Below are 14,309 nucleotides of genomic sequence, written 5' to 3'. Positions count from 1 at the left end.
CTGAGGTATTTTTTTGCAGCAAAAAAGCACCTAACGGTGCTTTTCATTTTTAAATCAAATGGCTTTCGCGTTTTTCAAACATCTCTTTAGCCAACTCAACTAATTTTTCAATCAAATCAGAATAAGCAAGTCCCATGTTTTCCCATAGAAGTGGATACATTGACCATTGTGTGAAACCAGGCATTGTATTCAATTCGTTAAGGTAAACATTCCCTTCTTCAGTCAAGAAGAAATCGCAGCGTGACAATCCGCATCCGCCGATAGCACGGAAGGCTGTTGTTGCATAAGCACGCATTTCTTCCATAATGTCGCTATCGATATGTGCTGGAATATCCATAGTAATTTTATTATCGATGTATTTAGCATCGTAATCATAGAAAGCAACGTCTTTAACAACTTCACCAGGAAGTGTTGTTTTCACGTCAGCATTTCCTAAAATACCAACTTCGATTTCACGCGCATTGACACCAGTTTCAATAAGAATACGGCTATCATATTTAAGGGCAAAATCAATAGCTGAGCGAAGTGCTGCTTCATCTTCAGCTTTTGAGATACCTACTGAAGAACCCATGTTAGCTGGTTTAACAAAGACAGGGTATGTCAATTTGTCATTTACTTCTGCTACGGCTGCATCAAAATCAGAACCTTCAACATAAGTCACGTAAGGAACAAGTGGAACTCCTGCAGATTCAAGGACATGTTTTGTTGAAATTTTGTCCATTGCAACACTTGATGACAAAATGTTAGTTCCAACATAAGGCATTTTAAGAACTTCAAGGAAGCCTTGGACAGAACCGTCTTCACCCATTGGTCCGTGAAGAACTGGGAATACTACTGCGCCAGGTTCATAAATATCACTTGGTTTAATTTTTTGACTTTCAACAACTGTGTCGTTAGTCATCAATTTTTCATCATCAGCAGGTTTGCTAAAGAATTCTTGTGTTTTAATAAAATCACCAGATTTTGTGATGAAGTAAGTTTTCACAAAGAATTTATCATAATTAATCGCACGCATGACGCTTTCAGCTGATAAAACAGATACTTCACGTTCCGCAGAACGTCCACCATAAAGTAAAACAAGCGTTTCTTTTGCCATAAACTTTAATTACCTGAACAGAAAAAAGGTACCAAGTTTTAATATACTTAATAACATTTTTCATCGAACCAAGAAGCCTCACAAAATAAGCCAAATCTCAGTTCAAGTTCAATTCCTTTTCTATTACAATTTCCTAATTATCATACCACAAAAGAAGCCGCCTTTCAAACAAGATTGGGCATTAGATGGAAGAAAAGATGACAAAGAAAAAAGCAGCCTTCCGCTGCTTTTCTCGTATCCTACAATTCTGTTCGGTTTTCGATGGCACGAAGTAGGGTAACTTCATCGGCATATTCGATATCTGAACCTACCGCTAATCCACGCGCCAAGCGTGTTACTTTGATTCCTGCAGGTTTTAGGACACGTGAGATATACATAGATGTTGCTTCACCATCTGCGGTGGCGTTGGTTGCAATAATAACCTCACTAACCTCACTATCCATCAAACGTGTAATCAATGACTTCAAATTAATATCATCAGGACCGACACCATTCATCGGTGAAATAAGCCCGTGTAAGACATGATAAAGTCCGTGATATTCTTGGATTTTTTCCATAGCTGAGACATCTTTTGAATCCTCAACCACCAAAATCACTGAACGATCACGTGTCTGATCATTACAAATTTGGCAAGGATCTTCATCAGTCAAATTCCCGCACACTGAACAATAAGTTAATTCTCGTTTTGCAGCCAACAAGTTTTTAGCAAATTCATTCACGTCTTCATCAGACATACCAATCGTGTAAAACGCCAAACGCGTCGCCGTTTTAATCCCGATTCCTGGTAACTTTGTAAAACTATCAATTAGCTTTGCAATCGGTGTTGGATAAAGCATTTTTTCTCCTTTCTTCTGATAAAGTCACGAGCCGACCTTCGCCGACTCGAACTTCTCTTTTATTTATTAGCGTATGTTGACATGTACAAGTTAATAATGTCACGCGCAATTAATTGGTTAGGGTGATTATCATCACTTGTCAAGTGAGGGATGATAACCGCAACCGCAATTTTAGAATCATCATTTTTTGAGTAATCGTAAGCAAGAACACTCAAGTTTACTGTTGTCACAACATTACCATTACCATCTTCTTTGTAAGTTTCGGCAGTACCTGTTTTACCAGCGATAGTGACATTTCCACGCATGTGGGTACCAGTAGCATAACCACTTGTACTATTTACCACTTGATAGAAACCTTGTTGAAGAAGAGCCATTTCATCGCTTGAAATATTAACTTTGTTTAAAACATTAGTATCAATCGTTTTAGACAAGTTGCCAAGTCCTGTTGTGCCATCATTATCATAGACACTATCGACAATGTGTGGCGCAACACGGTTACCACCATTTGCGACTGTTGCAGCATACTGAGCAAGTTGCATTGGTGTGTAAGAATCGTACTGACCGAAGGCTTCTGTTAAGACATTACCAGGGCTGTAATCTTCTGAGAGGTAACCAGTCGTTGTTTCTGGCAAATCCATTCCAGTGCTTGTTCCTAAACCATATTCGGCATAGGTAGCACGAAGTTCTTCCATAGCTTCTTTTGTTCCAGTTGTGGCAAGTGCCATTCCAGAATAATATTCTTGCCCCATCATTTTAAGAGCAACTTGAACCATGTAAGTATTTGAAGAGTACTCAAGGGCTTGAACAGCTGTGATATTCGTTGCCCCACTACCTGTGAACCACGATTTAATGGCTGGAGAGCCAGCAAGATTGATTGACTGGTCGGCAATAACTTGGTTACCAGAAATCGCATTATTTTCCCAACCTGAACTGATAGTTGCAGCTTTGACAACTGACCCTGGAACAAAGAGGTCATTAATTGTTCCAAGAGCGTCTAGAGTTGTTGTTGACGAACCAGTTTCATGTGACAAACCTGCCATGGCTAAAATAGCACCTGTCTTAGGATTCAAAGCCACCGCATAAGCCCCTTCAGAATAAGTAGCAAAACCAGCAGCGATTGAGGCTCCGTAATACTGATTCAAAATATTTTCAACACCTGATTGAAAATCAGAGTTAACAGTCAACTTCAAATTCTTACCAGCTTTACCTTCGCTAGTAACATCATCTGCCACAACGTTACCATTTTTATCGGTAGTGATTTCACGAATTGTGTGTGTTCCTTGCAAATCATCTTCATAAGCTTTTTCAAGATAAGATGTTCCGACACGGTCATTCATCGAATAACCTTTAGCTAGATATTCTTCTGCCTCTTCAGCTGGCAAACCTGATTGTTTTGAAGAAACTGTACCAATAAGGGTTGATAGAGAACCTGTTGATGTTTGACGATCCCAATCAGTCGCAATTGAAATACCTGATAATTTTGAACGATTAGCTGTGATATAAGCAATTTGCTCGTCTGTCAAATCACCAGTCGTCAAGTTAACCGTACTGAAAGTTGAGGCAGCATTCATCTGACTGAAAATGTACACCAACTTCAATTCGTCTTCTGAATAATTAATCTCATCATCCGTTACAGCCTTGACAGCATTGGCGTAAACTTTTGATTCTGTTAAGTTATTACCATAATTATCATATTTTTGATTATTTGGAAGACTCTTGACTACCTTAGCATAAGTGTCTGAATCAGCTAAATAATAATCCTTTTTCTGACGTGTTGTAACATTTGTTTCTGTAAAATCAACCAAGGTCGATAGCGTTTTTGCCAAGTTTTTCATTTCCTCAGCAGTGATGGTATTACTACGTGTGAAAGCAACGACCTGTTTAACATTATTTGATACTAATAGATTGCCTGCGGCATCAAAAATTTGACCACGAGGACTTGAGGACGTTACCTTGTAGGTAGTTGATGAATTTAACTTATCATCGTAAAAAGATTTATTTAAAATTTGCATCTGTGCCAATCTTAAAATAATAATTGAAAATAAGACGACGATAACTGCAAAAATCAAATAAATACGTTTTGTAATACTGGTTGTTTTTTTGGCAATTTTGATTTTGCTCAATCTCTTCTTAACTGACATTCTTTCCTCACAATTAAAAGCTTCGTTTTATATTTTATCACAATTTACTTAAAAGAGAGTGACACAAAATGTAAAACTTTTCACTTTTTTACATCCCCACTTTTCAAGAAAAAAAGCTCACCAAAAAAGGAGTGATTTAACACTCCTTTCACTCTATTTAGCATCAACTGAAAAATCAACGCCAACTTTATCACGTAAGAATTTCCAAAGGAAATACGCAATGTAAAAATCAATTGTTCCATGAACGAGAGAACCTAACCCAATCAAGCCTACCAAAGACCAAATATAAGCTGCTCCTGTATGTGCACCAGCTGTTAAAGCAAGAACAACGATGAATTCTGCTAAACCATGTAAAATATTTAAGAAAATAGCTAATCCAAATGTCAAAATTGGCTTTTCAAGCAGTGATGGGCGTTTTTTAATCATGACAGCACCAACTACTGCAAACAACAAATGCGATACAGCTCGCAAAACGATGACAATTGGAAAACCAGCTAACAAGAATCCAAGACTTGTTCCCAAAGCGACTAAAACAGCCACTTGTGGTGAAATGAACATAGCCATAAAGACTGGCACATGACTAGCTAGTGTAAATGAAGCTGGACCGATGACAACCTTAACCGGCATAACCATAGGAATTAAAATCCCAAAGGCAACTAAAATAGCTGTAAAAGCAAGAGACTTAGTTTGATGACGTCTCATATGACAACTCCTTTTATATATGATAATACCTGAATGATCCCCAATTATCACTCAGGTATGACGATAGCTTTAATCAATTAACTAACAAGCAATACACACGTTTTTTTGAAAGTAGCTAACTGACCTAGCCTATTATAAAGAAAAAAAGAACAGGTGTCAAGACACCTGTAGCTGTTTTAATTTGATTTCAAAAGCAAGCCCTTATCAGACAAGTCAGATTTGATTTCTTCAAATTCATCTTTTGAATGACATGACAAGGTATGTGTATGAATACCATCCGTTAAAGATGAAAGGAGTGTAGCATTTGAATGTTCAACCTTCTCCATAAAGTTATCAATATCTTCCTGACTTTTGATATTAAGAGGTGCTGTCAGCATCCCATAAATTGGATGTTCAACTTCCACATCAACCATAATGCCACCTTTTGAGATGACACTCTCCAATTCTTCTTTAGTATGCTCTGGACCGTGTTGACAAGCAATTTTCCCGATAAACTGGTGTGAGTAAAGTGCCTGAGATAAGACATAACCTCGTGGCGTAGAAATGACATCATGATTAGCTGCTCTCAACAAAGCCACATCTCCTACAATAATTTGGCGACTCACACCAAGTTGACCTGCTAAAACACTTGCTGAAATGGGAACTTGCGTCTGACTCAAAATATCAATAATTTTTTGACGGCGTTCTGCTGCTTTCATAAAAGCCCCCTTTACAAAATATAATACTTACTACTAATCATACCACAAATTGAACGAAAACAGAATTTCTCCAAACTGATAACAAAAAGGGTAACAAATTCAAAAAAAGCACCCTAGGGACTAGCCTAGAATGCTTTCATATCAAGGGCTTTACGCCTTATAATCTCTTATCAGATTATTTACCCAAGTTCTCTTTCTACTATTGTATATACATGAAATAGCACACTTAAGGGCTACAATTGCATATAGCAAAGTAAAAATCATTTATTACAAACAATTTTAGAAAAAATGTTTCTAAACAAAAATCTAAACATATCTTAACAAATTTTACGAGTTCAGCAGGCAAGAAAAAAGCACCTTAACGGGTGCTTTTATGATATAATGAAAATGTTCGGGGGAGCACTCCCGTTCCCACTATAGAACCTTATTTAAACTTCCTTGGTCGGGCTGTTTTTTGAGGTTCTTTTTTTGTTGCCTTTCTACCATTCTTTTAGCTCTTCCAAAACGTCTGCTACCTTTTCAGTGGTAACCACCTCGTAAGGTTTTATAGGCTCATTAGGGAGAACATAATCAAATACTATCCCATTCTTTCTTACAATCTGAACAGTATCTCCCTTTATATAACCACGTTCGATTGCCTCTTTAAATTCATCATAATATAACATAACCATATCTCCTTTACTTATTTATTCGTAAAGTAGCAAAAAAATCTATTGTTTTAACTTATAAATAATACACATTAACCAAGTCTAAATTCAAGTTCTTTTGATTCTAGGTTTTTATGATATAATAGGAGCAGAAGAAAGAGTTGTCTGCTCTTTCTTTGTCCTATGTTTGACCTAGCGCTTGCCTTTTGTTTGCTGACTTTCAGGCTTGCGCTTTTTGTGTATCTTCCGCTCAAATTTGAGCAAAAGTACAGGCGTACCTGAAAGTACACCCATAAGCATTTTACTTTTCGACAAAAATGTCTAAAAGTAAGGGTGTAGCTATAACTACACCCTTAAATACTTTCTCCCAAAATCGGAAAAAAGTAAGTGGTATGTAGTTGAAACTACACGCCTTTATGTTAAAATAAAAATACAAGTGAGGGAGATTTCTCGCCTCGCCTGTAGCTGTTTTAGAAGCGTTTAAGTAGTTCAACTAACTTATATAGGATATCAAGGGCTAACATGATTAATCCCAATTTAAACTTTTGTTGTTCAACTTCTGCGCTTCTTTTTGTTGCTCATTTTTGAGCAACAAAAGTAAACACAAGGGTAGTTACAACTACGCTTGTTTATGTTAAAATAGGTGTGTAAAAGGGCTTACGCCCTCTTTACCAATTATTTAGCGATTATCATTTCCGTGTTGGGTATTTTGGAGCGATTTTCGCTTTTTCTTTTGTCTTTTACTCATTTTTGAGTAAAAGTGTACTTACAAAGTAGCGTCCATTTTGGGACGTTACTTTTTTTGCTTCATAAAATTGTTAAGCAAAGTTAAAATGCCATTACTTACAACCTTACTTAAGGGTACGCTTGTAGGGTGTAGCTATAACTACACCCCAAAAATAAAAAAAGCTATTACTCAAAAATGAGCAATAGCCAACCTGCTCAAATTTGAGCGGGTTTAAATCTGTAATATCGGGTGTGAACTCTTCCACGCCTTCAATTAAGATAGTGCTAGGTGCTGTGCGTATAACTAAAACATTAATTCAATTTCAAATGGGTCTTTCTGTAGATTACTTTGATTATCTTCAATGTATCGGAGTATTCTCGAACTATCATCTTCTGTAAATAGTTTTAAATCTTCCTTCGAAATAATTCTATAGCCATCTTCCTTTGGCAATTCTTTAATCATTTTCACAACTGAACTATAAAGCCCGTCCTCGATATCCCAGTTCGGGACAATTTCAGATAGGGCGTCTAATAATAATCCTACAGATGTTTTCATTTTTAATCCTCAAAATCCCGCTTTCTATTTCTTTCTCCACTTAAAGAAGTTGGCCCAGAATGGATTTTCTTTATCGAAAATTTCCACTTCTTCAGCAGTCATATTGTGGGGATAATCAGCAAATAAATTGTATATCTTCTTTTTATCAAAACTAAACTGGCGAACACCTACTTGGTCAGTAACCTCTACCCACCAAATTTTATCATTGGGATTTTCTTTGTAAAATTCATACGTCATAATAACTTCTACCTTTCCCCAATTATATAAAAATATCGTTTTCAATACAAAATATAACCACTAGAAGCCTTTTAACCAAAGACTATCACCTTTTGCAACATACTTCTGAAAGCGTCTGTAATGCTTTAAATACGTGTTAATTCTCATATATTTAGGACGTTCAGGAAAGCCGTCAAACATGTAACCACCACGTTTAGGCGTATAATATGGGTCTATTTTTCGTGCTTCTTTTAGTGCTAACTCCCAATAATATTGACAATCCGTTTTACTGCGGTTTAACGTCTGCTTATGGATACCCTGACACGTTCCACAATAATATCCCGTGTTTCGTTTATAAAGCACCCTACAACGCTTCTGACACCTTGGACAAAGGAAAAAATAGCGGTATCCCCCTTTTGTTCCTGCTATCTTATCAAGTTCTAGGCGTTGGCTTTCAAACTCTATAAATAACGCTTCTAGGTTTATATTAAGCCTCTCACCGTCCAATTTTGCTACTGCTTTGGTTACCCCTTTTAACTTCATAGGCTTTGTAATAGCTTCTATCGCCAACCTCTTAACTGTAACCACCTTTGCCCCCTTATATACGTAAAAACCCAATTAAATTGCTTAAATACATATCTTTAACTAAATCATTTATTATGTTATACTACCCTTGTAGGAGTGGTCTAACGCCCATGAAGCAACTACGTTGTGGAGGCGGTGGGTCACTTCTACGTTTTTATTTTTTTTTGATATTAAAGCCGTAAAATGGTAAAATAAAGTCATAAAAAATAATTATTTTCGACGCATTAAGCGTGTTGTTTTTATCTTCTGGTTAAAAAGGTGTCCCATTTTTGGGGCACCCTTTTTGTTATCTAGAAAACACCAATAATTCACCACCACGATAGGCTTCTGCGAACTCAATAACACCACGTTCTAATTTTCGATAAAACTCGCTTTCAGAATAACCCAGCTCCATATAAATCTCACAATCAGTTCTAATTTGCCACTTGCAATATTTCTCAATCAAAACTTGTCTTACAAGTGGGTCAATAACACGATTGATAGCCTTCATAATAGCTTCCATTTCATTCCAAGCCGATACACGTCTGGTTACTAGGGCTTCTGTTTGACTACTACCACTGTTATAACTCCTAACTGTTTTAGGTTCTAGCGTATAAGTAGGTGTAAGTTTAGGCGTGTATTCTTCCCCAGCTATACGAGAAAAACGGCGGTATTGTTTTAGAAGTTTATAAGCATTATTCTTGGTGCTTTGTTTATCGATTTCTTTTAGAAAATCCATGGCGGTAACTCCTTTGGGTTTAATAATTATTATAAGCTGTTAAATACTCATCTAAATACTTATTGTTAGCGTCCATAACCGCTTTATCTACAATCAAATCTGCTCCATCTCCTCTTGTATAATCTAATTGTGTAATATAGCGAATTGCCTCTTTTGCTTGTTCTTCCCAATCATTTAAAATCTCTTCTTTTAATTTTGGGAAAGCAAAAATTCGAGGTTTTGTTTGATAAATTTGTTTTATCTTTTTAAGCGCAAGCGGTTTTTTCTGGTATTTGCTCACATAATAAGTTAAATCTTTTTCAGTCAATTCGAGATTTTCCAATAAAGTTAGTTCAGCTAAATCATCAGCGGTTACTTGTGCTTCTGTTGTAAATTTAGCTCTTTCCTTTACCACCACTTCGTCAAGCTTTTCAAGTAACTTGCTTTGTCTCCAAGCGTCTACGTCTTCATACTCCAAGCGTCTATTATCAATAGCTTCTTTATGGCCTCTTTTACCAGTATAATCACTTTCAAGGTATTTCATTTGCAAGGCTGCAAATTTAAGATATTCTTCTTTTCGTGCTCGCTTTTCTTCAGCGTATTCCGCGATTGCTTCATTAATTTTTTTCATTCTTCGTACTCCTTCTCTGTTTAAAAAATAAAAAGAGGACAACTCAAAAAGCTATTACAAGCTTAATGAATTGCCCTCTGTTGTTCAGATAGACGCTATTTTTTAGTTGTCGTAACGGTTAAGTGTGTAAATTTTCCGCCTTGATAACTTAATGTAAGTGTACCAAAATCTGGTGTTTTCTCTGTTACTATTGTACCATTTTTTGAATATAAAATATACCCTTGTTTAACTAATGTCATTAAATCCCTATTTGTTTCCATAGCTTCCCTTTCTACTCTGTCTCATTAGTTTTGCATATTCTACTCTTTTTCGTTTTCTAAGCTCTTTAGGATAGTACTTTAACTCATTATCATCAAGCATACCATGCAAGTTATCCAAGCAATTCCAAACACCAAAACATAAAATTTCAAATCGTTCTCGTTCTCCCTCAATCCAATTTTGTAGTTTTTCTACTGTTAATGGTCTGATTTCGTTGTGTGATTTTACATTATTCATGCTTATTCTCCTTGTATTACTCTAGGTATTAATAATCTATTGTTAACTAAATCCTTGAAAATATAGTATTCTTTAGTATTTTTGATAAATTTGTTACCCTTTTTGTTACCAAATACCTCAAAAAAGCCTTATTTTTTGCTTTCCAAAAATGGAAAAAAGTCTTATTTCAAGTTTCGGATACTGTAACGCTTATCTTTGATACCAAGCGCTTTAAAGGTGTTACCCTCTAAGCCTTTCAAGATACGGCTTGCGTTGCGTTCATTATAGACTTTCTTTAACTCTGACCCGCTTAGATTAGTATTAATAATCGTATTTTCTCGATTATTCAGAATATCGAATAAGAAGTCTTGTTCCCAATCGCTTTTAGGGTTTAGTGTTGCATTCTTCGCCCCAAGGTCATCAAGAATAAGGTAGTCAGCTTCAGTCAATAGCTTAACCGCTTCTGCTTCTGTTAATTTGGCACCTCTGCCATAATTCCACCCCTCTTTGATTTCCTTAATGATTTCTGTAGGGCTGATAAATAACACACTCTTAGGCTCATTTTTTGCCCTGTATCCCTCGTTTATCGCTTTGGCAATAGAAATACTTAGGTGACTCTTTCCAATGCCTGTACCGCCCGTTATAAGCGTATTTCCTACCATGCCATTTAGATATTTGTCCGCCTGCTGTTTAGCAAAGGCTAAAAGCTGACGCTCTTCTGGTGTATTTGCTATAAAAGTGTCAAAGGTAGCCGTTTTAAGCTCTTTAGGGATTGTACTATCACGCTCCAAGACGTTGTAAGTATTTGCGTACAATTCTTTATTTTTGAGTTTTTCAAGTTCGCTTTGGCTCTTTTGAGCTATTTCCTCTTTGGCACATTCGGGACAAAAAGGGACGGGCTTTCTTGGTTTGGCTTCGCCTGCTATTACAAGAACCTTATCAAGTTGTTGTAAGTGTACGTTATGGACGGGACAAACCTCTTCAAGCTTTACAACGTCTTTTAAGTTCTCAAATGGGTTCTTTATCATGTTTTTACCTCACTTTCTAAAATGGTAAATCTGGGATAGTGCTTTCTATATCACTTTTAGCAGGTTGTTGCTTAGACTCATGGAACTTCCTATCCTCTTCTTCAGCTTGTACAAGCGTTGTAATGCCGTTTTGTTTCCAATTCCTTAGAATAGAATTCACATAACCAAAGGAACGCTTAGCATTGTTAGAAGCTTTATCAATAGCACGCTTCAATAACTCTGGTTCAAAGTTATCTAGTTTGATATAGTCCGCTAGTTGTTCAGCTTGATTAGGGGATAAGACACCAATTTCTTGTTGGTAGTAAGAATAAATTTCAGAAAAATCAGCAGAAGCATTATTCTTATTCTGATTCTTACTCTTACTCTTATGTTCTATCTCTTTCTCTATATCTATCTCTGTTGGACATTGGTTGGACATTAGTTGGACATTGTCCAATTTGGTTGGAATTTGTCCAGCTTCTCTTTCATCACGCTTGTATTTTGCCCAATTGGTTTCGCTTTTCAACATAGCTCTAGCCTGTGGTAGTTCAGCATTTCCTTCGGTATCAATTTGAATGAGCCCACACTTGGTAAAATAGGCCATTGTCATATTAATATCATCTTCTGATACGTCCAATTTAATAGCCAATTCTTCTACTAAACTTTCAAGAAAGCCGTCATAGTATAAAATACAGTCACTTTCTAAACTCTCTAGCATAAGTCGAATATAAATAACAGTCATAGCATACCCGCCATTCATATTTTTCAATCGCTTGATAAAAACATTTTCAAAAAACTTTTTATCAACTTTCAACCAAAAATAAACTTTTGTTTTAGTCTTTTTCTCTGCCAATTATTGCTCCTTTCTAGCGTACAGTTAAGAAATTAATCACGTCTGACACTCTAAAATATTGTTTTTTGCTACTCTCAAAAGGCGGTTGGTAAACTTTAAGCCCCTTTTTAACCCAACTTGTAAGTGTGGCGCCTGTTATATCTAGTTCCTCTTTCAGCTCTTTAGAGCTTATTAAGCCCGTCTGTTTCTGTAGCCGTTTTTCTAGCTCTAACTTCTTATCGGTTACTACGTCTATACGGTCTAATAAACCTTGCTCAAACTCGGGTGAAAATGTTCCCATATTACACCCCCTCTAAAAGCTCTTTAATAAGCTCTGTATAGATAGCTGGGTCAGCGTTCACCAAAATAGTAAGACGCTTTTGTTCATCTTGAAGTTGATTATAAAAAGCCTTTGTACCGTCCATTAGTTCCGCTTTATTAGCGGGGATAAAATATCCTCGGTTACTACCACTTCTTACCCCCACAATAGGAACACCGTATTTTGTAATTAGTCGGCTAATAATCTTCTGTACAAGTCTTTTATCAAGCCCCGAGATACTAGCGATTTCAGCGCCTGTTATAGCGTTCTCTGCCCCTGTTTTGATAAGGCTTAGTACACGCTTATCATTTTTAGGTAAGTTTTGTACCGTCATAGTTTAACCTCTCTTTCTTAGTTATAATATCGTCCCTGTGATTGAATATAAGCCCCGTATCGCTCTCTAACATGATTATCGGGTATTTTATCATTCTCTTCTTCAACGTCCTCTACGGGCTTAATATGGAACAATAAAAGTAATGCTATAATCAATACCACCATAAGTACTAACTGAGCCCAGATTGGTAAATTAATTTCTTGGTAAATCATTTTTGACCCTTTCTAGCTCTTTCCTGCTTAATACCAGCGATTTTCCCCATAAGAAATAGTTTTTTATAAACTTCTCCTAAACTATTTTCTTCGATTGAGTGGCTTAAAATAGTACTACCATAATAATTTAAATCACTTTCTTCTTGTTCGGTTAAATCGTTGTTATGGTAGTCGCTTTGTAAGTATTCATCATGAAAATTCCCTTGAAATCCTAGTTCTTCAATTCGTTTTAATTCCATGCTATTTCCTTTCTTCTTTGATTTTTTCTTGTTGCCTTTTAATGCTGTTTACTATACATACCAATTATTTTGTAGTTTTAAGAGTTCCCGCTCTCCGTATGGACACAATAGTCTAACTTTGATAAAATTAAACTATAAAAACTTTGCTAAAACCCTTTTAATAATAGCTTGCCTGCTTTATTAATTTTGTTTTAGTTTTATTTCCTAAAAGGCTTAGTGGTCGCCAAACTTCATAAGCCTTTTTTTGTTGCTCTCACGTATCTTTTTAGGTACGTGTTTTTTAGTAGTCTTCTACTAGCCAATTCATAACACTTTCATAGATACGTTTTGGAGCGTCATAATTACCGGCTTCAATTTTAGCGAGAGTAGGTGGCGTAACTCTTAATGTCTTCGCTGTTTCTACTTTTCCTAGCATTAAGATAGCTCGTTTAACTCTAACCTTAGTAGCTACTTCCTCTGTAATAAGCATTTGTACTCCTTTCTTGCTTTATTAGTTGTTGTGGCGGACGCCCAACCGTCAAACCAGACCGCAACACCAAACGAAAATAGTTTCGTTTTCTTGATTACAAAACACATTATAAACGAAAATAATTTCATTGTAAAGTGTTTTAACGAAAAAAAATTCGTTTTTTATTTTAATTATTAAAATGCTATGTTATAATCAAAAAAAGGAAAAAAGATATTATGACAAAAAACAGATTAAAAGATTTGCGTAAGGCAACAGGAAAGACGCAAAAAGATTTCTATAGTGAGATAGTAGTAACTGAATTAAATCTAGGTGTCACCTTAAGGACGTATCAAAACTGGGAAAAACCTGAAAACGAAATTAAGTCTAAGCCTGCTAATAGCTTAGCTAATTATTTTGGTGTGAGTACCAGCTACCTGCTAGGTTATAGTGACTATTCACAAAATAAAGATATTAAGAACTTAGCATACGATACACCTTTTGATGGTACCATCACCGGAAAGATTTATGATGAAATAGCTAAAATTATAGGTGAAAAACGTATAAAACTTTTTTTAGAAAATACAGTCACAAATGACTTTATTCATTATGCATTATTCGATAACCAAAATAATATAATGCATACCAAAGAAGTAGAAATGTTACTCTTTTTTGAATTACTTGATAACTCAGACAAGCAACTTGTTTTTGATTTAATTAAAAGCCTATCTAATAAATACTAAAATCAAAAATAAGCTTTTTTTCGATTTTCACACAATCAACTTCTACGATTCTTAATTCATTTTTCAAGAAAATCTATATTAAGAAACTAATAACTTAACATGTAAAACCTAGAACCTTTTTAATAATAGCTTGCCTGCTGATGGAAAGGTTTATACATGAATATCAAAGAAGT

The 14,309-nt window shown here is 35.8% G+C and carries 20 protein-coding genes; 1 reads left to right on the top strand and 19 read right to left on the bottom strand.

The window, feature by feature from the left end:
* Nucleotides 1-49 precede the first annotated feature (49 nt).
* From E0E02_RS08525 to E0E02_RS08435, 19 genes are all read right to left on the bottom strand, one after another.
* Complete coding sequence (locus E0E02_RS08525; RefSeq protein WP_133018372.1) at nt 50-1,096, bottom strand: D-alanine--D-alanine ligase; 1,047 nt, start codon at nt 1,094-1,096, stop codon at nt 50-52.
* A gap of 239 nt (nt 1,097-1,335) precedes the next feature.
* A complete protein-coding gene (recR, locus tag E0E02_RS08520; RefSeq protein WP_014334442.1) occupies nt 1,336-1,932 on the bottom strand; it encodes a recombination mediator RecR in 597 nt (198 codons plus the stop codon).
* Nucleotides 1,933-1,991: 59 nt separating this feature from the next.
* Nucleotides 1,992-4,073: a penicillin-binding protein PBP2B gene (gene pbp2b / locus E0E02_RS08515; RefSeq protein WP_133018371.1), complete on the bottom strand. Its 2,082-nt coding sequence runs from the start codon at nt 4,071-4,073 to the stop codon at nt 1,992-1,994.
* Nucleotides 4,074-4,226: 153 nt separating this feature from the next.
* The gene (locus E0E02_RS08510) at nt 4,227-4,775 is read right to left on the bottom strand and encodes a hypothetical protein (protein ID WP_133018370.1); all 549 of its coding nucleotides are present in this window, start codon (nt 4,773-4,775) and stop codon (nt 4,227-4,229) included.
* 176 nt (nt 4,776-4,951) lie between these two features.
* On the bottom strand, nt 4,952-5,473 hold the full coding sequence (locus E0E02_RS08505; protein ID WP_039697260.1) for a transcription repressor NadR: 522 nt from the start codon (nt 5,471-5,473) through the stop codon (nt 4,952-4,954).
* 479 nt (nt 5,474-5,952) lie between these two features.
* A complete protein-coding gene (locus tag E0E02_RS08500; RefSeq protein ID WP_133018369.1) occupies nt 5,953-6,138 on the bottom strand; it encodes a Paratox in 186 nt (61 codons plus the stop codon).
* 1,012 nt (nt 6,139-7,150) lie between these two features.
* Nucleotides 7,151-7,402 (bottom strand): hypothetical protein, encoded by a 252-nt coding sequence (locus tag E0E02_RS08495; protein ID WP_133018368.1) that lies wholly within the window; start codon nt 7,400-7,402, stop codon nt 7,151-7,153.
* Nucleotides 7,403-7,426: 24 nt separating this feature from the next.
* The gene (locus tag E0E02_RS08490) at nt 7,427-7,639 is read right to left on the bottom strand and encodes a hypothetical protein (protein WP_133018367.1); all 213 of its coding nucleotides are present in this window, start codon (nt 7,637-7,639) and stop codon (nt 7,427-7,429) included.
* Between the two features lie 60 nt (nt 7,640-7,699).
* Entirely contained in the window at nt 7,700-8,161 is a 462-nt protein-coding gene (locus E0E02_RS08485; protein WP_133018387.1) for a hypothetical protein, read from the bottom strand.
* A 328-nt stretch (nt 8,162-8,489) separates the two neighbouring features.
* Entirely contained in the window at nt 8,490-8,921 is a 432-nt protein-coding gene (locus tag E0E02_RS08480) for an ArpU family phage packaging/lysis transcriptional regulator (protein ID WP_045797977.1), read from the bottom strand.
* 19 nt (nt 8,922-8,940) lie between these two features.
* On the bottom strand, nt 8,941-9,531 hold the full coding sequence (locus E0E02_RS08475; RefSeq protein ID WP_133018366.1) for a hypothetical protein: 591 nt from the start codon (nt 9,529-9,531) through the stop codon (nt 8,941-8,943).
* Between the two features lie 95 nt (nt 9,532-9,626).
* Complete coding sequence (locus E0E02_RS09470; protein WP_165937146.1) at nt 9,627-9,770, bottom strand: hypothetical protein; 144 nt, start codon at nt 9,768-9,770, stop codon at nt 9,627-9,629.
* Nucleotides 9,771-9,777: 7 nt separating this feature from the next.
* A complete protein-coding gene (locus E0E02_RS08470) occupies nt 9,778-10,026 on the bottom strand; it encodes a hypothetical protein (RefSeq protein ID WP_133018365.1) in 249 nt (82 codons plus the stop codon).
* 161 nt (nt 10,027-10,187) lie between these two features.
* Entirely contained in the window at nt 10,188-11,033 is an 846-nt protein-coding gene (locus E0E02_RS08465) for an ATP-binding protein (RefSeq protein WP_133018364.1), read from the bottom strand.
* 16 nt (nt 11,034-11,049) lie between these two features.
* Nucleotides 11,050-11,865 (bottom strand): DnaD domain protein, encoded by an 816-nt coding sequence (locus E0E02_RS08460; protein WP_133018363.1) that lies wholly within the window; start codon nt 11,863-11,865, stop codon nt 11,050-11,052.
* Nucleotides 11,866-11,878: 13 nt separating this feature from the next.
* Nucleotides 11,879-12,145, bottom strand: coding sequence for a hypothetical protein (locus E0E02_RS08455; RefSeq protein ID WP_045797981.1), 267 nt, complete (start codon nt 12,143-12,145; stop codon nt 11,879-11,881).
* A gap of 1 nt (nt 12,146) precedes the next feature.
* Nucleotides 12,147-12,497 (bottom strand): hypothetical protein, encoded by a 351-nt coding sequence (locus E0E02_RS08450; protein ID WP_045797982.1) that lies wholly within the window; start codon nt 12,495-12,497, stop codon nt 12,147-12,149.
* A gap of 208 nt (nt 12,498-12,705) precedes the next feature.
* Entirely contained in the window at nt 12,706-12,948 is a 243-nt protein-coding gene (locus E0E02_RS08440) for a hypothetical protein (RefSeq protein ID WP_133018361.1), read from the bottom strand.
* 280 nt (nt 12,949-13,228) lie between these two features.
* On the bottom strand, nt 13,229-13,417 hold the full coding sequence (locus E0E02_RS08435) for a hypothetical protein (RefSeq protein ID WP_045797984.1): 189 nt from the start codon (nt 13,415-13,417) through the stop codon (nt 13,229-13,231).
* A 215-nt stretch (nt 13,418-13,632) separates the two neighbouring features.
* On the opposite strand from E0E02_RS08435, the gene E0E02_RS08430 reads away from it, so the two are divergent.
* On the top strand, nt 13,633-14,136 hold the full coding sequence (locus E0E02_RS08430) for a helix-turn-helix transcriptional regulator (protein ID WP_052698768.1): 504 nt from the start codon (nt 13,633-13,635) through the stop codon (nt 14,134-14,136).
* The last annotated feature ends 173 nt before the right edge of the window (nt 14,137-14,309 follow it).

This window comes from Streptococcus sp. KCJ4932, assembly GCF_004352745.1.
GTDB lineage: Bacteria > Bacillota > Bacilli > Lactobacillales > Streptococcaceae > Streptococcus > Streptococcus ruminicola.
This window is presented reverse-complemented; position numbering and strand designations above follow the sequence as displayed.

Coding starts and splice junctions, on each gene's coding strand:
- E0E02_RS08505 (WP_039697260.1), bottom strand. CDS start 5,473: ATGAAAGCAGCAGAACGCCGTCAAAAAATTATTGATATTTTGAGTCAG.
- E0E02_RS08470 (WP_133018365.1), bottom strand. CDS start 10,026: ATGAATAATGTAAAATCACACAACGAAATCAGACCATTAACAGTAGAA.
- E0E02_RS08495 (WP_133018368.1), bottom strand. CDS start 7,402: ATGAAAACATCTGTAGGATTATTATTAGACGCCCTATCTGAAATTGTC.
- E0E02_RS08510 (WP_133018370.1), bottom strand. CDS start 4,775: ATGAGACGTCATCAAACTAAGTCTCTTGCTTTTACAGCTATTTTAGTT.
- E0E02_RS08450 (WP_045797982.1), bottom strand. CDS start 12,497: ATGACGGTACAAAACTTACCTAAAAATGATAAGCGTGTACTAAGCCTT.
- E0E02_RS08435 (WP_045797984.1), bottom strand. CDS start 13,417: ATGCTTATTACAGAGGAAGTAGCTACTAAGGTTAGAGTTAAACGAGCT.
- E0E02_RS08475 (WP_133018366.1), bottom strand. CDS start 9,531: ATGAAAAAAATTAATGAAGCAATCGCGGAATACGCTGAAGAAAAGCGA.
- E0E02_RS08500 (WP_133018369.1), bottom strand. CDS start 6,138: ATGTTATATTATGATGAATTTAAAGAGGCAATCGAACGTGGTTATATA.
- E0E02_RS08490 (WP_133018367.1), bottom strand. CDS start 7,639: ATGACGTATGAATTTTACAAAGAAAATCCCAATGATAAAATTTGGTGG.
- E0E02_RS08440 (WP_133018361.1), bottom strand. CDS start 12,948: ATGGAATTAAAACGAATTGAAGAACTAGGATTTCAAGGGAATTTTCAT.
- E0E02_RS08465 (WP_133018364.1), bottom strand. CDS start 11,033: ATGATAAAGAACCCATTTGAGAACTTAAAAGACGTTGTAAAGCTTGAA.
- recR (WP_014334442.1), bottom strand. CDS start 1,932: ATGCTTTATCCAACACCGATTGCAAAGCTAATTGATAGTTTTACAAAG.
- E0E02_RS08480 (WP_045797977.1), bottom strand. CDS start 8,921: ATGGATTTTCTAAAAGAAATCGATAAACAAAGCACCAAGAATAATGCT.
- E0E02_RS08455 (WP_045797981.1), bottom strand. CDS start 12,145: ATGGGAACATTTTCACCCGAGTTTGAGCAAGGTTTATTAGACCGTATA.
- E0E02_RS08525 (WP_133018372.1), bottom strand. CDS start 1,096: ATGGCAAAAGAAACGCTTGTTTTACTTTATGGTGGACGTTCTGCGGAA.
- pbp2b (WP_133018371.1), bottom strand. CDS start 4,073: ATGTCAGTTAAGAAGAGATTGAGCAAAATCAAAATTGCCAAAAAAACA.
- E0E02_RS08485 (WP_133018387.1), bottom strand. CDS start 8,161: ATGAAGTTAAAAGGGGTAACCAAAGCAGTAGCAAAATTGGACGGTGAG.
- E0E02_RS09470 (WP_165937146.1), bottom strand. CDS start 9,770: ATGACATTAGTTAAACAAGGGTATATTTTATATTCAAAAAATGGTACA.
- E0E02_RS08430 (WP_052698768.1), top strand. CDS start 13,633: ATGACAAAAAACAGATTAAAAGATTTGCGTAAGGCAACAGGAAAGACG.